The organism is Sulfitobacter undariae (assembly GCF_014196805.1).
GTDB classification, from domain to species: domain Bacteria; phylum Pseudomonadota; class Alphaproteobacteria; order Rhodobacterales; family Rhodobacteraceae; genus Sulfitobacter; species Sulfitobacter undariae.
The window spans coordinates 194,323-214,960 of record NZ_JACIEI010000004.1; the positions used below are offsets into that span (position 1 = coordinate 194,323).

The 20,638-nt window shown below is 52.5% G+C and carries 22 protein-coding genes; 12 read left to right on the forward strand and 10 right to left on the reverse strand.

Translation table 11 applies throughout. From position 1 onward, the window contains the following. Positions 1–4: 4 nt before the first annotated feature. The 4 genes from GGR95_RS08970 to GGR95_RS08985 all read right to left on the reverse strand — a co-directional run bounded on the left by GGR95_RS08970 (position 5) and on the right by GGR95_RS08985 (position 5,700). Positions 5–1,690, reverse strand: coding sequence for an ABC transporter permease (locus tag GGR95_RS08970; RefSeq protein ID WP_184564966.1), 1,686 nt, complete (start codon positions 1,688–1,690; stop codon positions 5–7). Positions 1,691–1,784: 94 nt separating this feature from the next. Beyond that, a complete protein-coding gene (locus tag GGR95_RS08975) occupies positions 1,785–2,888 on the reverse strand; it encodes an extracellular solute-binding protein (protein WP_184564968.1) in 1,104 nt (367 codons plus the stop codon). Between the two features lie 112 nt (positions 2,889–3,000). Next, positions 3,001–4,101, reverse strand: a complete 1,101-nt coding sequence (locus GGR95_RS08980; protein WP_184564970.1) for an ABC transporter ATP-binding protein — start codon at positions 4,099–4,101, stop codon at positions 3,001–3,003. A 201-nt stretch (positions 4,102–4,302) separates the two neighbouring features. Next, the gene (locus GGR95_RS08985) at positions 4,303–5,700 is read right to left on the reverse strand and encodes an aspartate aminotransferase family protein (RefSeq protein ID WP_184564972.1); all 1,398 of its coding nucleotides are present in this window, start codon (positions 5,698–5,700) and stop codon (positions 4,303–4,305) included. 222 nt (positions 5,701–5,922) lie between these two features. On the opposite strand from GGR95_RS08985, the gene GGR95_RS08990 reads away from it, so the two are divergent. From GGR95_RS08990 to GGR95_RS09010, 5 genes are all read left to right on the forward strand, one after another. Then, the gene (locus tag GGR95_RS08990) at positions 5,923–7,008 is read left to right on the forward strand and encodes a polyamine ABC transporter substrate-binding protein (RefSeq protein ID WP_184564974.1); all 1,086 of its coding nucleotides are present in this window, start codon (positions 5,923–5,925) and stop codon (positions 7,006–7,008) included. A 72-nt stretch (positions 7,009–7,080) separates the two neighbouring features. After that, positions 7,081–8,229, forward strand: a complete 1,149-nt coding sequence (locus GGR95_RS08995; RefSeq protein ID WP_184564976.1) for a polyamine ABC transporter ATP-binding protein — start codon at positions 7,081–7,083, stop codon at positions 8,227–8,229. Between the two features lie 45 nt (positions 8,230–8,274). Beyond that, positions 8,275–9,150, forward strand: coding sequence for an ABC transporter permease subunit (locus GGR95_RS09000; RefSeq protein WP_184564978.1), 876 nt, complete (start codon positions 8,275–8,277; stop codon positions 9,148–9,150). Then, positions 9,147–9,965, forward strand: a complete 819-nt coding sequence (locus GGR95_RS09005) for an ABC transporter permease subunit (RefSeq protein WP_184564980.1) — start codon at positions 9,147–9,149, stop codon at positions 9,963–9,965. The genes GGR95_RS09000 and GGR95_RS09005 overlap by 4 nt, the downstream gene beginning before the upstream one ends. After that, on the forward strand, positions 9,962–11,290 hold the full coding sequence (locus GGR95_RS09010) for an FAD-dependent oxidoreductase (RefSeq protein ID WP_184564982.1): 1,329 nt from the start codon (positions 9,962–9,964) through the stop codon (positions 11,288–11,290). Before GGR95_RS09005 ends, GGR95_RS09010 begins: the two co-directional genes overlap by 4 nt. Here GGR95_RS09010 and GGR95_RS09015 read toward each other — a convergent pair. The 3 genes from GGR95_RS09015 to GGR95_RS09025 form a co-directional block, all read right to left on the reverse strand. Continuing rightward, a complete protein-coding gene (locus GGR95_RS09015; RefSeq protein ID WP_184564984.1) occupies positions 11,287–11,952 on the reverse strand; it encodes a flagellar hook capping FlgD N-terminal domain-containing protein in 666 nt (221 codons plus the stop codon). The genes GGR95_RS09010 and GGR95_RS09015 overlap by 4 nt on opposite strands. A gap of 9 nt (positions 11,953–11,961) precedes the next feature. Then, positions 11,962–12,510, reverse strand: a complete 549-nt coding sequence (locus tag GGR95_RS09020; RefSeq protein WP_184564986.1) for a flagellar hook-length control protein FliK — start codon at positions 12,508–12,510, stop codon at positions 11,962–11,964. 221 nt (positions 12,511–12,731) lie between these two features. Continuing rightward, a complete protein-coding gene (locus GGR95_RS09025; protein WP_184564987.1) occupies positions 12,732–13,706 on the reverse strand; it encodes a hypothetical protein in 975 nt (324 codons plus the stop codon). 119 nt (positions 13,707–13,825) lie between these two features. Between GGR95_RS09025 and GGR95_RS09030 the strand changes: the two genes are divergently transcribed. The 7 genes from GGR95_RS09030 to GGR95_RS09060 all read left to right on the forward strand — a co-directional run bounded on the left by GGR95_RS09030 (position 13,826) and on the right by GGR95_RS09060 (position 18,386). After that, a complete protein-coding gene (locus tag GGR95_RS09030; RefSeq protein ID WP_184564989.1) occupies positions 13,826–14,110 on the forward strand; it encodes a rod-binding protein in 285 nt (94 codons plus the stop codon). Further along, the gene (locus tag GGR95_RS09035; protein ID WP_221384795.1) at positions 14,100–14,453 is read left to right on the forward strand and encodes a hypothetical protein; all 354 of its coding nucleotides are present in this window, start codon (positions 14,100–14,102) and stop codon (positions 14,451–14,453) included. The genes GGR95_RS09030 and GGR95_RS09035 overlap by 11 nt, the downstream gene beginning before the upstream one ends. A 279-nt stretch (positions 14,454–14,732) precedes the next feature. Further along, complete coding sequence (locus tag GGR95_RS09040; RefSeq protein ID WP_184564991.1) at positions 14,733–15,572, forward strand: flagellin N-terminal helical domain-containing protein; 840 nt, start codon at positions 14,733–14,735, stop codon at positions 15,570–15,572. 74 nt (positions 15,573–15,646) lie between these two features. Then, positions 15,647–16,000 carry a flagellar biosynthesis regulator FlaF gene (flaF, locus tag GGR95_RS09045; RefSeq protein ID WP_184564993.1) on the forward strand — a complete coding sequence of 118 codons (354 nt, stop codon included), beginning with the start codon at positions 15,647–15,649 and terminating at the stop codon, positions 15,998–16,000. A 13-nt stretch (positions 16,001–16,013) separates the two neighbouring features. Further along, positions 16,014–16,418: a flagellar biosynthesis repressor FlbT gene (gene flbT, locus GGR95_RS09050; RefSeq protein ID WP_184564995.1), complete on the forward strand. Its 405-nt coding sequence runs from the start codon at positions 16,014–16,016 to the stop codon at positions 16,416–16,418. After that, positions 16,418–17,209 (forward strand): DUF1217 domain-containing protein, encoded by a 792-nt coding sequence (locus GGR95_RS09055; RefSeq protein WP_184564997.1) that lies wholly within the window; start codon positions 16,418–16,420, stop codon positions 17,207–17,209. The genes flbT and GGR95_RS09055 overlap by 1 nt, the downstream gene beginning before the upstream one ends. A 334-nt stretch (positions 17,210–17,543) precedes the next feature. Continuing rightward, positions 17,544–18,386, forward strand: coding sequence for an LOG family protein (locus GGR95_RS09060; RefSeq protein WP_246423339.1), 843 nt, complete (start codon positions 17,544–17,546; stop codon positions 18,384–18,386). On the opposite strand, the gene GGR95_RS09065 is transcribed toward GGR95_RS09060, so the two are convergent. The 3 genes from GGR95_RS09065 to GGR95_RS09075 all read right to left on the reverse strand — a co-directional run bounded on the left by GGR95_RS09065 (position 18,387) and on the right by GGR95_RS09075 (position 20,631). Further along, positions 18,387–18,602 (reverse strand): hypothetical protein, encoded by a 216-nt coding sequence (locus GGR95_RS09065; protein ID WP_184564999.1) that lies wholly within the window; start codon positions 18,600–18,602, stop codon positions 18,387–18,389. A gap of 213 nt (positions 18,603–18,815) precedes the next feature. Continuing rightward, positions 18,816–19,994, reverse strand: coding sequence for a dual-specificity RNA methyltransferase RlmN (gene rlmN / locus GGR95_RS09070; RefSeq protein ID WP_184565000.1), 1,179 nt, complete (start codon positions 19,992–19,994; stop codon positions 18,816–18,818). Positions 19,995–20,100: 106 nt separating this feature from the next. Beyond that, entirely contained in the window at positions 20,101–20,631 is a 531-nt protein-coding gene (locus GGR95_RS09075; RefSeq protein WP_184565002.1) for an invasion associated locus B family protein, read from the reverse strand. Between the last annotated feature and the right edge of the window lie 7 nt (positions 20,632–20,638).

Sequence of the window (20,638 nt, forward strand, 5' to 3'; positions counted from 1 at the left end):
CTCCTTATCCGAGTTTCACGTTATCAATGCCGACGATCTTGTCGTAGGCGTAGTAGAGCAGCAAAACAGCCGCCAGAAGGATCGCGCCCAGCGCGGCACCCAAGCCCCAATTCAGCGATTGGGAGATGTGATAGGCGATCCGGTTCGAGATAAACGTACCTGATGTACCACCCACAATTGCGGGTGTGATGTAATAGCCAATGGCAAGGATGAACACGAGGATACTGCCCGCGCCGATACCTGGAATGGACTGTGGGAAATACACGCGCCAAAAGGCGGTCCAGTTCGTTGCGCCCAGTGATTTCGCCGCACGCAGGTAAGTAGGCTGGATCGTTTGCATGACGGAATACATCGGCAGGATCATAAATGGCAGCAAGATATGCGTCATCGCGATGATTGTGCCAGTCTGGTTATTTATCAGCGCCAGACGGTCATCCGTGCCAACAATGCCCAGCCAGACCAGTGTGTCGTTGATCACACCTTGTTGTTGCAGCATGACTTTCCATGCAGATGTACGCACCAGCAGTGATGTCCAGAAAGGCAGCAACACAAGGATCATCAGCAGGTTTGCCTGACGTGTTGGCAGGTTGGCCAGAATCCACGCAACGGGATAACCCAGCAGGATACATGACAGGGTGATCGCCATGGACATCACCATCGTACGCCAGAACAAGATGCCATAAATCTGTTGGTTTTCGGGGCGCATCTCGGCTCCGTCAACGGATTTCTGCATGTCTACAGCGTTGAGGAAATAGCCGGAGGTGAATTTCGGGCTGTAAACTTTGATTGTCTGCCAGACTTCCAGAGTGGTCCAGTCTTTGTCGATACCTGCAAAGGCTTCTGTAAAGTTGACGGTCTCAAATGTTGCTGCGGCTGTTGCGGCGGCAGACAGTTCGGCGGAGGCAGGCCCAGAGTAAGCGGCAAGATCATTTTCGCCTGTCAAATCTTCGTGCAGGGAAGAATAGATAACGGCCCAAGGGTCTGTTTTATAGAGATTCTTTTCGTCCACGTTCTGGATGAAGTCAGCGTATTGTACATAGGCGGCAGAGGTAGCAGGCAGCGTTGAAGCGATACCGTCACGCAATTCAAACGCAGGCTGGCGGCCGTCAGCGGGTTTCCAATCGGCCATCGCAGCAAGCCATGCGTCACTGGCCATGAAGCTGTTCCAGTTTTCGCCTGTCTTCCAGAAATCGTTCTGGACTTCGAATTGGTCTTGATAGACCTCGCCCATATCCTCAACCTTGCGGCCAGATTTGCGGAAAAGGGACGATGTGCCTGTCAGTTCATAGTTGAGCCGTGAGCCAAGGCGTGTGTGCAGCTTGGCCTCTGCGGCAAAGAACATATCTTTATAGAGCGCCTCAAACACGGGCTCTGGGGGGATGTCGGTGCTTTTTGCGTCCCACTCTGCCAGCATCGTTGTGGTGCGGGGCAGTGTTTCGGAGACGATATCATTCTCAACCGAGCGGAAAAGCATATCCGCGATAGGCGCGATGAAGGTCACCAGCACAAAGATCAGCAAAGGCGCGACCAAAGCAAGCGCACGCATCTTTTGCACCCGTAGCGCGCGGTTAAGCGATTTCTTCAGCGGCGTGCCATCTGCGGCCAGCATGGGGCCGGTGTGCGCTGCATCCGCAATCCGCGCCTCGGCGGCGTGTGATGATGCTGTTTGGGCTGTAGGTGCTTCGCTCATGGTGTCCCCATCGGCTGGTCGTTCATGTCAATTTGACGAATAGTGAAAGTGCGGAGAGGGCCGCGATGGGCCCTCTCCAAAAGCGATTGATCGCTTATTTTACCAACCAAGCTTGGAACTTGGCGTCTACATCATCGCGGTAGTCAGCCCAGAACTCATAGTTGAACACAAAGACGTTCTTTGAGTTTGCTGGGTCTGTTGGCATATGGGGCGCCATGTCGATGCCCAGTTCTGCATGCTTGTCGACCAGTGGAGCAGAAGACGCACGTGCAGGACCGTAAGCGATGTACTTGGACTGATCCGCCAGACGCTTCGTGTCTGTTGCGAATTTCACGTAATCCAATGCACGTGCTTTACGCTCGTCCGACAGACCTGCTGGAATGATCCAACCGTCCAGATCGAACATTTGGCCATCCCAAAGCATTTCAACAGGCTGATCTTGCTCGGCGATAACCGAGAAGAGGCGGCCATTGTATGTGGAACCCATGATGACTTCGCCATCGGCCAAAAGCTGTGGCGTGTCCGCACCGGCAGACCACCAAACAACATCGTCTTTGATGGTGTCGAGCTTGGCCAGCGCCTGCTCTTGGCCTTCTGCCGTTTCCAGCACGTCATAGATTTCGTCTTTGGCGACGCCATCACAGAGCAATGCCCATTCCATGTTGCCGATTGGACGCTTCTCAAGGCTACGCTTACCTGGATAGGCGTCGGTATCGAAGATGTCACAGATTTCTGTTGGCGGTGTGTCGCCAACCAGATCGGTGCGGTAACCGAATGTGGTTGAGAAAACGATCTGCGGGATAAAGCAATCGTTGATCAGCGTATCGCCGAAGTCATCAGAAGGAGTGGAGCCGTCATCGCCAGGGGCAAGTTGTTCGTCAAAGTCGATTTCCATGGCGAGACCTTCGTCACACAGACGGAATGAATCCGCTGCAGTCACGTCAACCACATCCCATGTCACATTGCCCGCTTCGTTCATCGCGCGCAGTTTGGCAACCGCTTCGGCTGAGGATTCATCGTTGATGATCTTAACGCCAGTGTTCGCGGCATAGGGTTCGCTATACGCTTTGATCTGGCTGTTGGAGTATGCGCCACCCCAGCTTACGATTGTCATTTCATCGGCCATTTCCTGACCATGGGACATCCCGGCAGCCAGTGTCAGCGCGGTGGATGTCATCAGTACTTTTGTAAGATTCATTCGTATCTCCCAGTTTTATCCCGTTTGGGTATTCCAAGGCAGCAGCAACGGGTTTGGCCGCTACCTAATCACAGCGCATTACATGCGCCGCGTATGGCACGGGCGAAGGACGTCAGGCGTCCAGCGCACGGCAATCTTCGGGTAGCCAGCCGATTTTGATCTGGCTACCGGGGATCAGGCGAGCCTGATCGGGGGCGTTGCGGGTTTTGATAACAAAATCATCGCGGCCAGCAACACGCAGCCGTGTGCGGAAGATGTCACCCATATAGATGAATTCCAGCACTTCGGCTTTGAGGGTAAAGGCGCCGTCTTGCATGCGCTCTTCATTATATTCGACACGCTCGGGGCGGATAGACACGCGGGTGCGCTCGCCTGCTTGGGTGACGTTAATCGGCTTGGCCTGAATGACTTCGCCGCTGTCCAGTTGCACCAGCGCCACGTCGCCTTTGATTTCTTTGACCACACCCTCAAGGGTATTATTTTCGCCAATGAACTGCGCAACAAAGCTGTTTTCAGGTTCTTCATACAGTTTGTCTGGCGGGGCCAATTGTTGAATGCGACCATCGTCAAACACGGCCACGCGGTCAGACATGGTCAGGGCTTCGGTTTGGTCGTGGGTCACGTAAACTGTGGTAATGCCCAGATCATGTGCCAGTTTGGTGATTTCAAACTGCAAGGTTTCGCGCAGCTGTTTATCCAGCGCGCCCAGCGGCTCATCCATCAGAACCAGCTCGGGTTCAAATACCAATGCGCGGGCCAGCGCGATGCGCTGTTGTTGACCACCAGAGAGCTGCGCAGGACGACGCCCTGCAAAATCACCCATCTGGACCATATCCAATGCGCGGATGATTTTTTCTTCACGTTTGGATTTGCCCATCTTGCGGACTTCCAGCGGGAAGGACAGGTTTTCGGCTACGGTCATATGGGGGAACAAGGCGTAGTTCTGGAACACCATGCCAATGCCGCGTTTGTGCGGCGGGATGTTGTTGATCGAAACACCGTCCAGACGGATATCTCCGTAAGTCGCTGTCTCAAATCCCGCCAACATCATCAGGCAGGTCGTCTTGCCCGACCCTGATGGCCCAAGCATTGTCAGAAACTCGCCTTTTGGCAGGCTGAGGTTGAGATCTTTGACGACAAGGTTTTCGCCATCATAGCTTTTTTGCACGCGTTCAAATTCGACAAAAGCGTCGTTGTTCATTGTATCGGCCAAAATTCTGGCTCCCCGTGGACTTTATTTTTTTATGTTGGGACGAAGTAAACGCATGCCAGCATCGGTTTGCAACTGGATAAAGCCGTTTTTTGGAGGATTGCGCAGATTCAGGGAGGATCGTCTGAATTGTGCTGAATTACAGTTCAAATGACTGTGGTAGGGGTGGTGGGGGCGCAAATGTCTTGCGCCCCATTCCTGATTTTAGGACGCAGCGGTCAACATATCACCGTCTTTCAAGGCCTTATAGGTTTCGTCCAGCGCCGTTTTTGCGCGCTTGTGGAAGATTTCAACCTCGTCTGCAGTGATGGTTAGCGGTGGAGAAATGATCATCCGGTCGCCGACATGGCGCATGACTAAATTATTAGCAAAGCACCGTTCGCGGCACATAAAGCCCACAGTTCCGGCATCCATGGCGAACTTGGCACGAGTCGCTTTGTTCGGCGTCAGGGGCAGGGATGCCATCATGCCTTTGACATTCACGCCACCAACCAACGGGTGATCGCCCAGCTGTGTCAGCGCAGCATTCAGCGCCGGACCCGCGACATTATTCACGTGATCCAAGACGTTTTCATCCTGCATGATGCGCAGGTTTTCCAGCGCCACAGCCGCACAAACGGGATGACCTGAATAGGTATATCCGTGGTTAAACTCGATTGCGTTGATGACTTCTGCAATCTCGTCACAGACAATCGAACCGCCGATGGGCATATAGCCCGAGCTGAGGCCTTTGGCGATTGTCATGATATGCGGTTTGATCCCCATGGTGGTCGAGCCGAACCAATTGCCTGTACGACCAAAGCCGCAGATCACTTCATCCGCGATGATCAGCACGTTGTATTTGTCACAGATGCGTTGGATTTCAGGCCAGTAAGTGCTGGGGGGGATGATTACGCCGCCTGCACCTTGGATTGGTTCTGCGATAAAAGCAGCGACTTTATCAGCGCCCAGTTCAAGGATCTTGGCTTCCAGCTCTTGCGCACGGGCAAGGCCGAATTCTTCTGGTGTCTGATCGCCGCCCTCGGCCCACCAATCAGGCTGGCCGATGTGATGGATGCCCGGGATCGGCAAACCGCCCTGCGCGTGCATATACGCCATGCCGCCAAGTGACCCAGAACCAACAGAAGAGCCGTGATAGGCGTTTTTGCGGCTGATGATATGTGATTTTTCAGGCTGGCCCTTTTCAGCCCAGTAAACGCGTACCATTCGCAGGTTTGTGTCATTGGATTCCGAGCCTGAGCCCGCGAAGAACACGTGGTTCAATCCTTCGGGTGCCAGCTTGGCCAGTTCTGCCGCCAAGGCGATTGCAGGGGTGTGGGTGGTATTAAAGAACGTGTTGTAGAACGGCAGTTCCTGCATTTGACGCGCAGCGACTTTCACCAGTTCTTCGCGACCATAGCCGAGGTTCACACACCACAGACCTGCCATCGCATCCAGAATCTCGTTACCTTCGCTGTCGCGCAGATAAACGCCTTTGCCGCTGGTGATCACGCGGGCGCCGCGCTCGGCCAGTTCATTGTTGGTTGTGAACGGGTGCATGTGATGAGCCGCGTCAAGCGCTTGCAGTTCGGCTGTTGGAAGGTGGTTCGAGATAACGGTCATAAAGGGTACCTATCGGGTTTGGGGTGGCTGCGCTCAAAATATGATCAAATTACTCTGCGGTCAATGAAACAGTATCAAACCTCTCTTAAAGGGGCTTAAGATTCAGCAAAAATGTGATGAAACAGAAGGCGGCTTGTTGAATTACCTTGGCAAGACGCATGAAATTTGATCACCTTCCTGCTAATGCCGGCGCAAGTCCGGTTCCCTTCACGGAGTATCAACATGATCAAGACACTTTTGACTGGCACCGCTGCTGCGGCTCTTTTGACAACCTCGGCGCTTGCTGAAGAAGTCCGCGTTTATAACTGGTCCGACTATATTGACGAAGAGTTGTTGGAGAAATTTCAAGAAGAGACCGGTATCAAACTGATCTATGACGTGTTTGATAGCAACGAAGTGCTTGAGACAAAAATGCTGGCTGGTGGTTCTGGCTATGATGTTGTTGTGCCTACCGGCACCTTCTTGCAGCGCCAGATCACGGCAGGTGCGTTCCAAAAACTGGACCCCGCAAAACTGCCAAATCTGAAAAACATGTGGGACGTCGTTGAGAAACGTACAGTTCAATATGACCCTGAAAACGCCTACTCCATCAACTATATGTGGGGCACAACGGGCATTGGCGTGAACGTTGATAAGGTCAAAGAAGCGCTGGGCGATGACGCGCCGATTGATTCACTGGAACTGGTGATGAACCCCGACAATATGGCCAAGCTGGCCGGTTGCGGTGTTTACTTCCTCGACGCGCCCGCCGAGATGCTGCCGATGGCGATGAAGTACCTTGGCTTGAACCCGGATAGTCATGAGCTTGAGGATATTGAAAAAGCAGAGGAAGTGATGCTGGCGATCCGCCCGTACATCCAGAAATTCCACAGCTCTGAATATATCCAAGCGCTGGCGAACGGTGATATCTGTGTGGCTGTTGGTTGGTCCGGTGATATTTTGCAAGCGCGCGACCGTGCTGCAGAAGCCGAAAATGGTGTGGAAATTGCATTCCATGCTGCCAAAGAAGGTGCGCAGATGTGGTTTGACCAAATGGCAATTCCGATTGATGCACCAAACGTGGATGGCGCGCACAAGTTTTTGAACTTCATCATGGATGCTCAAAACATGGCGGCGGCGTCGAACTACGTTAACTACGCTAATGGCAACAAGGCGTCTCAGGAGTTCTTGATCGAGGACGTGATCGGTGATCCAGCGATCTATCCGGATGAGGCAACGTTGAACAACCTGTTCACAACATCACCTCCGGCCCCAAAAGTGCAGCGCGTGATCACGCGTACATGGACAAAGATTAAATCAGGCATATAAGCCCGAATTTACCTTTTGGTGGGGCCACTTAGGCCCTGCCTGTTCTTCTATCTATTTTTGCGGGGCGATCTTGTGGCGAAACCATCAACAGACACATGGGATAAAGAGTTTTCACCTTGGAATGATCCGGATGAAAAGCCACTGATCCGCTTCAAGAACGTCACCAAAAAGTTCGGCGATTTTGTTGCGATCGATGATCTGACGCTGGATATTTACACCCGCGAATTTTTTGCCCTTCTGGGCCCGTCGGGCTGTGGCAAAACCACTATGATGCGGATGCTTGCGGGATTTGAGAGCGTCACCGAGGGCACAATCGAACTGGCAGGTCAGAATATTGCAGACGTGCCGCCAAACCAACGGGCCGTGAACATGATGTTCCAGTCCTACGCGTTGTTCCCGCATCTGAGTATTTATGACAACATTGCCTTTGGCCTAAAGCGCGACAAACTGCCCAAAGACAAGATCGACGCCCGCGTGGCCGAGATGCTGAAACTGGTGCGACTGGAGAAATTCGCCCGCCGCAAACCACATCAAATTTCCGGCGGCCAGCGCCAGCGTGTGGCCCTTGCCCGCAGCCTTGCCAAAGGTCCGAAACTGTTGCTGCTGGATGAACCCTTGGGCGCATTGGATAAAAAACTGCGTCAGGATACGCAGTTTGAACTGATGGATATTCAGGAGACCACGGGTACAACTTTTGTGATTGTGACCCATGACCAAGAAGAAGCGATGACTGTCGCTTCTCGCGTTGCGGTGATGGACGAGGGCCGCATCATTCAGGTCGCGACCCCTGGTGGTATCTATGAAGGGCCAAATAGCGTTTATGTGGCGGATTTTATCGGTGATGTGAACATCATCACAGGCACGGCCAAAGCGGCAGGCGAAAGCAAATACTATGTCGATTGGGGCGTCAACCAAGCCCCGATTTTGGCCACATCCGAGCGCCCGTTTAGCGATGGTCAGGAGTGCCATCTGGCCATCCGTCCAGAAAAGATTTCGATCACCAAGGAAAAGCCTGAGGAGGCTGAAAATGCCGTGCAGGGCAAGGTGTTAGACATCGCCTATTTGGGGAACCTTAGTACCTATCACGTCGAATTGCCGGGGGGGCAGATCATCAAAGCGCAAACCGCAAACACCCGCCGCCTGTCACGCCGTAACATCACGTGGGAAGACCCTGTCTGGATTCGCTGGAACGCGACGGCAGGGGTTCTTTTGGCGGAATGAATGTGAGTGGTTTAGAATATTTACCCTATTTAGGGAGAAAATCTGATGCGTAGGTTTGCAATGATTGCGGTGCCGTACGGCTGGCTGGCTGTGCTATTCCTGATCCCCTTTCTGATTGTGTTTAAAATTTCGCTTTCTGACGCGGCGCTGGCGATTCCGCCCTACGCGCCGACCATGAAAGACGGGTTCGGCGCGTTGCTGCAAGGGTTGGACTTTGAGAATTTTGTGTTTCTGACCACGGACGACCTCTATTACAAAGCCTATCTGAGCAGTCTTAAAATTGCGTTTTTCTCTACCTTCTTTACGCTGCTGGTGGGCTATCCTATGGCCTACGGTATGGCCCGTGCCCCTGAAGAATGGCGCGCAACGCTGATGCTATTGGTGATTTTGCCATTCTGGACCTCTTTCCTGATCCGCGTTTATGCGTTGATTGGTATTCTGAGTAATGAAGGCTTGCTTAACCAATTCCTGCTCTGGCTTGGGGTGATTTCTGAGCCGCTGGTGATCTTGAACACCAACATCGCTGTCTATGTAGGCATCGTTTACACCTACCTGCCGTTTATGATCCTGCCGATTTATGCGGCGCTAGACCGTATGGATGATAGTTTGATCGAAGCTGCCGAAGATCTGGGGTGCTCGCGGATGTCAGCGTTTTGGTTGGTGACAATTCCGCTGTCCAAAAACGGGATCATCGCGGGGTGTTTCCTCGTGTTCATTCCAGCGCTGGGCGAATTTGTGATTCCCTCACTGCTGGGGGGCTCTGGGACGCTGATGATCGGCAAAGTGTTGTTTGAAGAGTTCTTTAACAATCGTGATTGGCCCGTTGCCAGTGCCGTTGCTGTGATCTTGCTGCTGATCTTGATCATCCCCATCGTGCTGTTTCAACGTAACCAACAAAAGCAGGCGGAGGCAGAGGGATGAAACGTCTAAGCCCATTTAACATCACGTCGTTGACCCTCGGGTTTGCCTTCCTCTACCTGCCGATGATTCTGTTGGTGATCTACAGCTTTAACTCTTCCAAGCTCGTCACGGTTTGGGCGGGATTTTCAACAAAATGGTACGGCGAATTGCTACGCGATGAGGCCTTCCTTGATGCGGCTTTGGTGACGATCAAAGTTGCTGTCATGTCCTCCGCCTTGGCCACAGTTTTGGGCACAATGGCGGCCTATGTGCTGGTTAATGGCGGCAGGTTCTTTGGGCGGACGTTGTTTTCGGGCATGATCTATGCGCCGCTGGTGATGCCCGAAGTCATCACGGGGCTGTCGTTGCTGTTGTTGTTTATCGGCATCGGGATGGACCGCGGTGTGCTGACAATTGTGCTGGCCCACACGACATTTGCCATGTGTTATGTATCGGTTGTGGTGTCCTCGCGGCTGGTCAGCTTTGACCGCTCGCTAGAAGAGGCAGCGCTTGATTTGGGGTGCAATCGGTTTGATGCATTCCGTCTGGTGACCTTGCCAATCATCGCGCCTGCTGTGATCTCTGGCTGGCTGCTGGCCTTCACGCTCAGCCTGGATGATCTGGTAATCGCGTCTTTTGTGTCTGGCCCATCCTCGACCACCTTGCCGATCAAAATCTGGAGTTCCGTGCGCCTTGGGGTTTCACCCGAAATTAACGCCCTATCCACGATGATGATTGGGATCGTAACAATTGGTGTCATCACGGCGTCTTTGGTGTCCAAACGTAAATCTCTCAATGCGCAAAAAGACGCACAAGCGGCAGAGCGCGCTGCGTGAAGCGGCTGTTTGATGACTACGCCTACGGTGATGGTCCGCGCGAAAAATGTTGGTGGGACGACAGCCATCAAGATATCAAGCGCCCTCCGCTGGATCACAGCCAGCGCACAGATGTTGCGATCATAGGAGCAGGGTTTACGGGTCTTTCTGCTGCGCTGCATTTGGCGCGTGCGGGCGTCAGCGTCACTGTTCTAGATGCGCAGCGCATCGGCTGGGGGGCCTCGGGTCGCAATGGCGGATTTTGCTGCCTCGGTGGTAGCATGGCCAGCGATTTAATCCTTGATCAGCGTTTTGGCCTCGAAGGTCGGGTTGCGTTTCGACGTACTGAACTGGCCGCAATCCAACTGGTTGAGGGGATCATTCAAAATTACAGCATTGAGGTTGATCGCCATTCTGCTGGTGAAACGTCGCTTGCTCATCATGCCAAAACTATGGGAGCACTTGCCAAACATGCAGCCACCCTTGATGAAAATTATGGCGTGTCGCACCAGTTGCATAGCGCTGGTGACCTCGCGGAATTGGGTATGGCTGGCCCCTTTCATGGCGGATTGACGATTAATGCGGGTTTTGGCTTGAACCCGCGTAAATACCTGTGTGGGTTGGCGAAGGCTGCCGAGGCGGCAGGCGCTAAGATTTTTGAACAATCTGCTGTGACGGAACTCACTTCGCGAGTGGATGGATGGGCGTTGCGGATTAACGGCCATCAATTGCGGGCTGATCGTGTGATCCTCGCGACCAATGGCTATTCCTCGGAGGATATTCCGGATTGGTTGGCGGGGCGCTACCTGCCAAGTCAATCAAATGTGATTGTGACCCGCCCATTGAGCGATGATGAACTGGCTGCGGCGGGCTGGACAACGGATCAAATGGCCTATGACACCCGTAATCTGCTGCATTATTTTCGCTTGATGCCGGATCGCCGATTTTTGTTCGGGATGCGCGGCGGCGTGTTTACCGGCGCCAAAGCTGAGGCTGCTGCGTCTTCCAGAGTACGTGCCGATTTTGACGCAATGTTCCCAGCGTGGCGAAAGGTCGAGTCGGATCACAGTTGGTCTGGCATGGTGTGTCTTGCTCGGGATAGGCTTCCTTTTGTTGGGGCTGTACCAGATCATTCAGGGCTTTGGGCAGGGCTTTGCTATCATGGGAATGGTGTGGCGATGGGCAGTTATAGCGGCGCTATCCTGGCCCAGTTGGTACAGGGTAAGGTGCCTGAAATGTCCTACCCCAATGCAATGAGTACGCCTTTGCGCCGTTTCGAGTTAGGGCGATGGCGTCGGGCGATGATTCCATTGGCATATGCAGCCTATAAGATCGCTGATCGCTAGCTCGCTTCGCGTAACGCTGTGACACTGGCCGCAGGTGCCTCAGATCCACCTACAAAAATCACCTGCGCTTGGGCGCCAATATTTTGTACCTCTACGATCCGTGCATAGGTGCTTACTGAGGTGGCTGCCAAGGTGCTTTCGTTTGCTCCGGTCGCTTCGGTTTCAAATCGGTAGAGGCCAGCAGGCAACGGGGTTCCGTTTTGTTGCACCCCCGCCCAAAGCACCGGATCACTTGAAACAGGTAAGGCGCCACGATCTACTTCGTTACCTTGATCATTGTAGACGACGAGCTCCATTTTCTGCGCCCCTATGGGTGGTTCGGGAAGCAACGTAAGAGGGGCGCCGTCAAACAGCACGGGCGCTGTTGTGCGTCCTTCCATACCGATCCATCCGGCCATTTGACCCATTGTGCTGCTGCCAAGTTGATTTGTCAGTGCAGTAAGTAGATCATTGGATAGCACTTGTTGTTCAACCATGGAAAACTGCGCCAACTGCGCCGCATATTCCGAGCTGTCCAAGGGCTCAAGCGGGTCTTGGTATTTCGCTTGAGTTGTAAGCATTTTGATAAATGTCTCAAAATCAGACGATAACACTGCTTCCGCCTGAGGGGACGGGGTGGTTGCGTTGGTCATGTTTGAGGAGGTTGTGGTCGGAGAAATCATGATGGTTCCTTACAATCGAATGTCGATCCCGGTGGCAGGCACCTGATCAAGATCAATGATGTTAATATCTGTGGATGAAGCAGTATTGCCGCTTTTGCTCCCCACGTGTTGGTCGGGTTTGTCATCGCCGTTCGCATGGCCTGATTGATCACCGTTTGCTGCCCCCTGACCAAAAGAGAATGAGACCTGATCGTATCCCATCCCGCGGAAGGTCTGCGCCAGTTGATCAATATGGCGGCGCATCAAGTCGAGGGTATCGGGTCGCTCGGCTAAAATGTTGATCGCGACTTTACCATCTTCAGCCGCGACAGACATTCGAACCCGCCCCAACTCGGCAGGAGAGAGTGCAATTTCAACCGGACGCTGACCAGCTTGAGGAATTACTTCTAACAATTGCCGTGCGATGTGCGGGGCCAAATCTGCGCGCTGGGGTATTGTTGAGTTGGCATGTTGGGCCGAAACGGGGCGGGTTGTATCCCAGTGGAACTGATCTGAAATTTCGGTTGCTGCAGTTAGAGAATTGGGCGGATCTGCGGTGAAAATCATTTCCGTCGCCATGCCAGCTAAAATTTGAGGGGGCGTTGGTTTTGCTTGTGTCGCATGCACAGCATCATCATTGATGCTGTGACCACTCGAAGGTTTCGTTGTCAGGGCAGCATGATCAAACGGTGTTTCTATTGGTTTGGCTTCTGTTTGGCCAAAGAGTTTCGGGTTCGACTTGACTGAAATCAGAGATCCGATCGAAGCAGGTTTTTCGAGATCGATTGCAGTTACTTTCGTTACTGTCTCAGAAGGTTTATGCGATACCTGTTGTGGCGTGTGTGCTGCGCTCTGGGGGGGGGGGCAAATTCCAAGTTTGCTAGCTTACCAGTGCCATCATTAGGGCGCGGTTGGCCTTGACTGATGGCAGATGCCTGAGCCGTGGGGGTGGTGAGCACGTCTGGTGTGACTTTTGACTGTTGTGGGTTTCGCATGACTTGCTGACTGCTTTCCAAAGGAAGCAGCTCACGTGAAGGTTTCGTCAAAAGGGACGTGAATTCAGCACCTGTGTGTCCTGCCTTTGGTTTTTGGTTCCCCAAATCTTTCTCATCCAGAGCGGTCGGAGCGATAGGCACCATGTCATGAGTTTTTAGAAGGGTATCAGGTGAATTGCCTAACCCTCGCATCGACGTGTTAACAGGTCCGCTATCTTCTTGTTTAGCTTCATTGGAGATGCGCGCCCTTGTAGGCCCATCATGCACATAATTTTGGGCGTGATGAAGGAGGGGTCCAGATGCAATGGCTTTGCTATCAGCTCCACGAGCGGGGTTTGTGATAGGAGACGGGCGTTCTGCCCCCCCCGTACCTTCAGAAGGATGCTCTGTTGGGCGCCAGATTACGTCATATGGCAGGGATGCGCTTTGGCCGGCCGTTCGTGTGCTTTTTGTACCTGACAGTACTGGATCCTCGGTCAAGGGAATTACATCATTTTCAAACCGATGTTTGGTTTTCTCCTCATCTGTGTCAGGTTGAGATGAGGGTGGTTCGCCATTTTTGTCGGTGCCTTTAGTGTCTTCAAAGACGGAATTATCCTTTGTTGCGTCTTCCGCATTATGGTTTTGCATAGGCACAGCGGTAAGCGCAGAGACTATCTTAGCGAAATCCGTATGGTCAGCATCAGTGGTTTCTGAAGAAGCTGTTGGAGTTCGTGAGGGAACACTTGGGGCCAGAGGGGTAGGCGCTGGATTTTTGGCTTGTGCTAGGTTGATATTCATTTGACGCCTTTCGGGTTTCTGCCTCGAGCACTCAGAACTATGCTTCTTTTTCCTTACTAATTCTTTACCGCTTTGCGTCCATGTTCAGGAAATTCCACGTAATTTAAGGAGTGTTTCTGATGATTCTAACTTCCAATGCGCCCCCCACGTCGGTGCAATCAAACCTATCGCGCGACGCGAAATTGATGGACGCCGCCCGTAACCTCGAAGCGGCATTTCTTGCAGAAATGTTGAAATCGGGGGGCCTCGGGCAAAGCAGAGAGGGATTTGGAGGGGGAACGGGAGAAGATCAGTTCAGTTCGTTTTTGGTGCAAGAGCAAGCCAGCCTGATCGTCCAAGGGGGCGGTATTGGCCTTGCACAATCGCTTTTTGACGCAATGAAGGAGCACGAATATGACGCTTGAAGATGTAGATGTGTCCAGACTGGAAGAACTGTTGGAACAAGAACGGGCCCTTTTGTTAGCGGGAGACTTGGAAGGGTTGGGAGCGTTACTGCCACTCAAGGAGGAATTGGTGGAGACGTTTTTGTCTGATTTTGGGGCCAATAGGGAAAAAATTCTGCCGCTTGAGATGCGATTGCAAAGAAATCAGGTGTTGTTAGGGTCTGCGCTTGACGGGATCCGTGCAGTCGCAACAAGGCTTGCCGCATTACGACAGGTTCGCGTCGCGTTGGACATCTATGACGCACAGGGACGTAAACAAAATGTGGCGGCCTCATCTAGGTCAAAAGTCGAAAAGCGGGCATGAGGAAAGTGCCACGATTCGGCGCATAGCGCCCGTTGTCAGCCAAAAGATTACTGCAACCAAAATTGTCGAAAGTTGTGCCAGTTGATTCAAATACGCTTCACAGAATGTATGGGCGTTAAGATTTTTGTAAGTGTTAAAGAGGCATGGTGAGGGTGCATCCGATCACGGATGGCACACTGCCTCTTAGGGGGTAATGTAACGGTCAGAATGGCATTCCTGTCCCACAATCGTGCGGACGTTATCTGGCGCAAAGCGCCGACTTGAAAGGAACATGCTTCAATGTCGAGCATTCTTACAAACAGCAGTGCAATGGTTGCACTGCAAACCCTGAAATCCATCAACGGCAATCTGGCAAATACGCAAAATGCGATTTCCACCGGTAAAGACATCAACTCCGCAAAAGACAACTCCGCAATCTGGGCCATTTCCAAGGTCATGGAGTCTGACGTTGCAGGGTTCGATGCCGTTGCTGACTCTCTTGCTGTGGGCGAATCTACAGTTGGTGTTGCATCTGTGGGTGCAGAGAAAATTGTCGAAACCTTGAAAGAGATGAAAGCTCTAGCCGTAGCAGGTCGAAGTGAAACTTCCGACCACGCACAAATCGAGATCGACCTTCAAGCCAAACGTGACCAGATCACAGCGGTCATTGAAGGATCTCAATTTAACGGCGTCAATTTGCTGGCCTCAAATGTAGACGGCAATGGCGGTACACAGTTGACAGTTGTGTCTGCGCTGGATCGTGTCGGTGCTGCTGCGCCTACAGCCAAGACGATTGATGTGGCGGGGTTGGACTTCGAAGGAAATCTCGATCTTGCTGGGATGACAACCATAACCGCGGCTGATGCCAACGATGTCCTTGTTGAAATCGAGGCTATGTTGACCACAGCAATCACTGGTGCAGCTGCACTCGGTGCGAGCGCAAAGCAGATTGGCGATCAAGGCAATTTCATTGGGAAACTGTCCGATGCAATGGTCACGGGTATCGGTTCTCTAGTTGACGCCGATATGGAAGCGGCTTCTGCGAAACTTCAGGCGCTGCAAACACAGCAGCAGCTTGGTGTTCAAGCACTGTCAATTGCCAACCAGGCACCGCAGACCATCCTATCTCTCTTCCGCTAAGATTTGGGGTTTGAAAAAGCCAGGGGCGGGTTGATATCCGCCCCTGGTACACCCAATGAAGAGTAGGGATACCAGTGAACGCAACAACACTTGCCCATCGTGGCTATGCGCCCACCTCAGCGCCGCTGAAATCAGCACGAAAAGCGGAATATGATGTCATCGCGGGTATTACCTCGCGGTTAAGATCAGCGATAGATGCAAGAGATTTTGTCAAGTTGATCAATGCGATGCATGAGAACAGAACGCTTTGGCGAAAACTGGCGTTAGATGTGATCGATACTGGGAACTTGTTGCCTGACGATCTTCGCGCACGTTTGATTTATCTTGCTGAATTCACGGAACATCACTCGCGTAAGGTTATCCGTCGTGAAGCATCGGCCGCGCCGCTTGTTGAAATTAACACCGCAATTTTACGCGGTCTGAAATAGATTGGAAGCCGATATGAGCGGTCTCGTCTTGAAGCTGGCTCCGAAAGAGCGGGTCCTGATCAACGGTGCGGTTATCGAAAACGGAGACCGAAGAAGTCGCCTTGCGATTATGACACCGGATGCGAAAATTCTGCGGCTGCGGGATGCTATCCACCCTGAAGATGTGAAAACGCCGGTCCGTCGAACACTGTTCGCTGTGCAATTGGTGCTTTCAGGCGATAAGGACGTGGAGAAATCGCATCTTTCGCTGCTACGGCAAATCGAAGAGCTAAGTCAGGTGTTTACAGATTCTGACAGTCGCCAGCTGCTGGCAGATGCGAGTCAGGCTGTTATAGAAAAACAGCACTACCGAACACTAAAAGCGTTACGCGCCCTTCTTCCACGTGAGGAGCGGCTGTTGGCCGTGCGGCCAAACTGATGTTTCAACCAATTGTCCCCATCAGTGGCCTTGGCGGTTGGCGGTTTCTGCAAGAAACTTATGATAGTCAGTTTAAAGCGTTTACCCAAAATGCCCATATTCAAAGGGATTCCGATTACTTTCGTGAGAACATCGGGAACATTGAGACGGCAGAGGAATTGGTGAGTGACCGTCGGCTGCTGACGGTTGCGTTAGGTGCATTTGGCCTGCACGACGATATAAACAGCAGTTTTTTCATTCGAAAAATTTTAGAAGAGGGAACAACAAGCGATGATGCTTTGGCAAACAGGTTTTCTGACCCTCGATATGCGGAAATGTCACAGGCTTTTGGTTTCGGCCCAAGTGAGCAGCTTAAAGTAGGGGAGGCAACATTCGCGCGTGCCATCACGGATCGTTTTAAACAAATCGAATTTGAAATTGCCGCGGGTGAAAAGAGCGAAGCGATGCGATTTGCTCTATATGCTGAGCGGGAGATGGGGGGACTAGCAGAGAGTGACATGTCCAATGATGCCAAATGGTTTACATTGATGTCTGAGGCCCCATTGAGGGAATTGTTTGAAAAGGCCTTCAACCTGCCTGCATCTTTTGGTCAAATTGACCTAGATCAGCAATTGGGGGTGTTCAAGGCGCGCGCAAAAAAGGAATTTGGATCGGACGATTTGACCATTTTTAAAGATCCAGAAGTTGTTCAATATCTGATCACAAAATATGTCGTGCGTGAACAAATCTCCCTGTTTAATGCCAGCTATTCTCCCAACGCTATTGCGCTCACCCTCTTGCAGGGAGGGTAAGTAGAAGGTCACATCAACAGCGCTTATTCTGAAACTGAGCAGCTTATCCAGTAGTTTTGTAAATAGGCATTGTGGGCTTGCTCCTTTGAGCTGGCAGGTTCGGTATGCCACGCATTTTCTGAAGCTAGTTGACACCTACCCATAAAAGACTCCACGTAGGGTCATCAGGGCAGAGAATGTCCCAAACCAGAGACATTCTGGGGGCGCGTTTCGGTCGGTTTGCTATTTTGTCATATAGACCGGCTGCTACGCTTTAATATTCTTATCGTTCCACATAGTCATTCAACTGATTCCCATGCATGATGAGCCAAATTTTAGGCTTTCCGAGGATATGATGAGTAAAAAGAACCAACACCCACTTCGCGACGCTGGAACAGATCGTACTGCTGCCGATGAAGTACCCGTTACACCTCAAACCCAAGCGCCAGCTTATAAGCTAGCGTTCAATGACTTCGACTTCTTGTGCCGGGATGAATTACGGCCCGTACGCCTTCAGCTAGAGTTGCTTAAGCCGCAAATGATGTTGGATGAATATGGCGTGGATTCCACAATTGTCCTATTTGGCGGGGCGCGTATTCCTGCACCGGAAAACAAAGACACTGCACGGACAAAAACGCTGGCCGATCTGTCACGTTTCTATGATGAGGCACGTGAGTTTGCGCGGCTGATGACGCTTAAATCCAAACAAAGCGATGGCCGTGAGAATGTTATTGTTACGGGCGGCGGGCCGGGGGTGATGGAAGCAGGCAATCGTGGTGCGATAGATGCCGATGGTGTTTCAATCGGTTTGAATATCGTTTTGCCATTTGAGCAGGCGCCAAATGAATACGTCACGCCGGAATTGTGCTTTAACTTCCACTATTTCGCGATCAGAAAAATGCACTTCCTCATGCGTGCAAAAGCAATCTGCGTCTTCCCGGGCGGCTTTGGCACCTTGGATGAGACGTTTGAGGCGCTGACGCTGATTCAGACCGGTCGTATGGAGCGTGTGCCGTTCTTACTGTTTGGCCGCGCTTTTTGGGAAGGGATCATCAACTGGGACGCACTTTCCGAAGCAGGTACTATTTCTGCCGAGGATCTAGATTTGTTCCGATTTGTCGAAACCGCTGACGAGGCGATGGAGCTGATTGAAAACTGGGGCGATGCCACGGCGCGCAGCGATGTCCCCGGGCGCTGATCAGCTGAACATTTCGCAAGGCAGTTCACAAAGGGCCACGTGGTGGGGCAACGTCTCTAGCACGTGTTTGCCGTCTTCGGTATCGCGGATGGAATAACCATAGCCCTTGAGGCGGTGTTTCCATTCGCGTGTAGACAGCGCGACTTCCCGTTCGTGGGACACAAGTTGCATCACATCGGCGGTGACCAACGAATCTTGATTAATGATCTTAGACATTGCTTCACTCCTGATTAGCAGTTCTCAGGAAGCATATTGTTCTGTTGTTATGGCAGGATTTCGCTGCGATTGTGTCGAGGTGGTGACTTTCCAACACCTCAAGATTGAAGTGGTGCCCTCAGTGAGGGAAGGGCGCGATGCCTTTAAGGCAATCACTGCATCCATCGTTTAAGTAGATATGGGGAACCAGAATAAAAAACGAGTGTTGCTTGGTTATTCGCTCGCGACGCCCGCTTCTGCTTCGATCTGACGGCGCGATTTGCGCGCGCGTTCGGTTTCTGACTTGAGCTGGCCACAGGCCGCCATGATATCTTCGCCGCGTGGTTTGCGTACTGGCGAAGCGTATCCAGCCTTGTGAACGATATCCGAAAACGCACGAATGCGGTTGTTGGAAGAGCGTTTATATGGTGCGCCGGGCCATTCGTTGAATGGGATCAGGTTAATCTTGGCAGGGATGCCTTCAATCAACTTCATCAAGCGGTGTGCATCTTCGTCGCTGTCATTGATGCCGTGAAGCATGACATATTCAAAGGTAATCCGCTCCGAGTTGCTCACTTTGGGGTATTCGCGCAGGGCATCCAGCAGTGCTTCGATGTTCCATTTCTTATTGATCGGCACCAGCGTATCGCGCACCTCATCTGTGGTGGCGTGGAAGGATACGGCCAACTGGCAGCCGATCTCGGCGGCGGTGCGTGCGATCTCTGGCACAACACCTGACGTAGATAGGGTAATCCGGCGACGTGACAGTTGAATGCCTTCTGGGTCCATCGCGATTTTCATCGCATCGCGCACATTCTCAAAGTTATAAAGAGGTTCGCCCATGCCCATCAGAACGATGTTGGACAGCAGGCGCGCTTCATAGGTGCGTGTACCGGATTTTGGCCATTCGTCCAGATCGTCACGGGCCACCATGACTTGTCCGATGATCTCACCAGCGGTGAGGTTGCGAACCAGCTTTTGTGTGCCTGTGTGACAGAACGAACAGGTCAGTGTGCACCCGACCTGAGAGCTAACACACAGCGTTCCGCGATCCGCCTCGGGGATATAGACCACCTCAACTTCATGCCCGCCCGCGATACGCACAAGGTATTTGCGTGTGCCGTCGGTGCTTACCTGCTTGGTAACAACCTCGGGCACTTCGACGACAAAATGCTCGGCCAACTGTGCGCGGAAGTCTTTGCTAAGGTTGGTCATCGCGTCAAAGTCGCGCACACCCCAGTTGTAAATCCACTGCCAAATTTGCCCCACACGCATCTTGGCTTGCTTTTCAGGCGTGCCAATCGCAATCAATGCATCGCGCATCCCTTCACGTGTCATGCCGACAAGGTTCTTCGGCCCCTCCGGCATTTTGCGCGGTATGGTGTGAACATCTTGTGTGATCGGTGCAGACATGGGAGCGATTCCTATCAAGGGTTGCGTCGTCTATAGTTGAAAGACCCGCCAAATGAAAACAGCCCCGCCCGTAAAGGCAGGGCCGCTTGGCGAAATCCGCGTTGGTTCAGCCGCCGCAGCGTTTGGCCGCATCTTCTACTGCTGCGGTAAAGCCCAACAGCGAGAACGTATCGTCAGTTTGTGTACCACGGCCTGAACGGCCGGTCAGCTTGGCATCTGCGCCGCGCTTCATTGCAGCGATGATCTTGGTGTCATCCGCAGGGCTTGCGGGCCATGCCCACTCACCTTCGGTGAATAATTCAAATGTCGTGCCGCCGATATCCAGCTTCACGGTCGAACCGCCAGCGAAAGGATAACCGCCCGTAAATGCAACCTGCCCGCTGGCGCCCGCGCTGGGGCGATAGAACACCATCAACAGGGTTTGACCACGGTTCACAGCAACAACGCGCCCATCGCGCGAATTTACGGATTGCTTTGGCGTGGATACGCCCCAACATTCGGTCGGGTTGTCCTCAACAAAGACGCTCCAGTCAGTTTGTGCCGCTACGCGGTTGGTGCTTTGGCTTTGCGCCAGTGCCCCTGTTGCGATCAGGCCTGCCATCACGGCCGCCGCCACACCTGTTTTTAAAAATGCCATCTTCTCA

Bases quoted from the DNA above. Each gene is read 5' to 3' on its own strand.
- GGR95_RS08970 (WP_184564966.1), bottom strand. From the start codon at position 1,690: ATGAGCGAAGCACCTACAGCCCAAACAGCATCATCACACGCCGCCGAG.
- GGR95_RS08975 (WP_184564968.1), bottom strand. From the start codon at position 2,888: ATGAATCTTACAAAAGTACTGATGACATCCACCGCGCTGACACTGGCT.
- GGR95_RS08985 (WP_184564972.1), bottom strand. From the start codon at position 5,700: ATGACCGTTATCTCGAACCACCTTCCAACAGCCGAACTGCAAGCGCTT.
- GGR95_RS08990 (WP_184564974.1), top strand. From the start codon at position 5,923: ATGATCAAGACACTTTTGACTGGCACCGCTGCTGCGGCTCTTTTGACA.
- GGR95_RS09000 (WP_184564978.1), top strand. From the start codon at position 8,275: ATGCGTAGGTTTGCAATGATTGCGGTGCCGTACGGCTGGCTGGCTGTG.
- GGR95_RS09005 (WP_184564980.1), top strand. From the start codon at position 9,147: ATGAAACGTCTAAGCCCATTTAACATCACGTCGTTGACCCTCGGGTTT.
- GGR95_RS09015 (WP_184564984.1), bottom strand. From the start codon at position 11,952: ATGATTTCTCCGACCACAACCTCCTCAAACATGACCAACGCAACCACC.
- GGR95_RS09020 (WP_184564986.1), bottom strand. From the start codon at position 12,510: ATGGCGACGGAAATGATTTTCACCGCAGATCCGCCCAATTCTCTAACT.
- GGR95_RS09025 (WP_184564987.1), bottom strand. From the start codon at position 13,706: ATGAATATCAACCTAGCACAAGCCAAAAATCCAGCGCCTACCCCTCTG.
- GGR95_RS09030 (WP_184564989.1), top strand. From the start codon at position 13,826: ATGATTCTAACTTCCAATGCGCCCCCCACGTCGGTGCAATCAAACCTA.
- GGR95_RS09035 (WP_221384795.1), top strand. From the start codon at position 14,100: ATGACGCTTGAAGATGTAGATGTGTCCAGACTGGAAGAACTGTTGGAA.
- GGR95_RS09040 (WP_184564991.1), top strand. From the start codon at position 14,733: ATGTCGAGCATTCTTACAAACAGCAGTGCAATGGTTGCACTGCAAACC.
- flbT (WP_184564995.1), top strand. From the start codon at position 16,014: ATGAGCGGTCTCGTCTTGAAGCTGGCTCCGAAAGAGCGGGTCCTGATC.
- GGR95_RS09055 (WP_184564997.1), top strand. From the start codon at position 16,418: ATGTTTCAACCAATTGTCCCCATCAGTGGCCTTGGCGGTTGGCGGTTT.
- GGR95_RS09060 (WP_246423339.1), top strand. From the start codon at position 17,544: ATGAGTAAAAAGAACCAACACCCACTTCGCGACGCTGGAACAGATCGT.
- GGR95_RS09065 (WP_184564999.1), bottom strand. From the start codon at position 18,602: ATGTCTAAGATCATTAATCAAGATTCGTTGGTCACCGCCGATGTGATG.
- rlmN (WP_184565000.1), bottom strand. From the start codon at position 19,994: ATGTCTGCACCGATCACACAAGATGTTCACACCATACCGCGCAAAATG.
- GGR95_RS09075 (WP_184565002.1), bottom strand. From the start codon at position 20,631: ATGGCATTTTTAAAAACAGGTGTGGCGGCGGCCGTGATGGCAGGCCTG.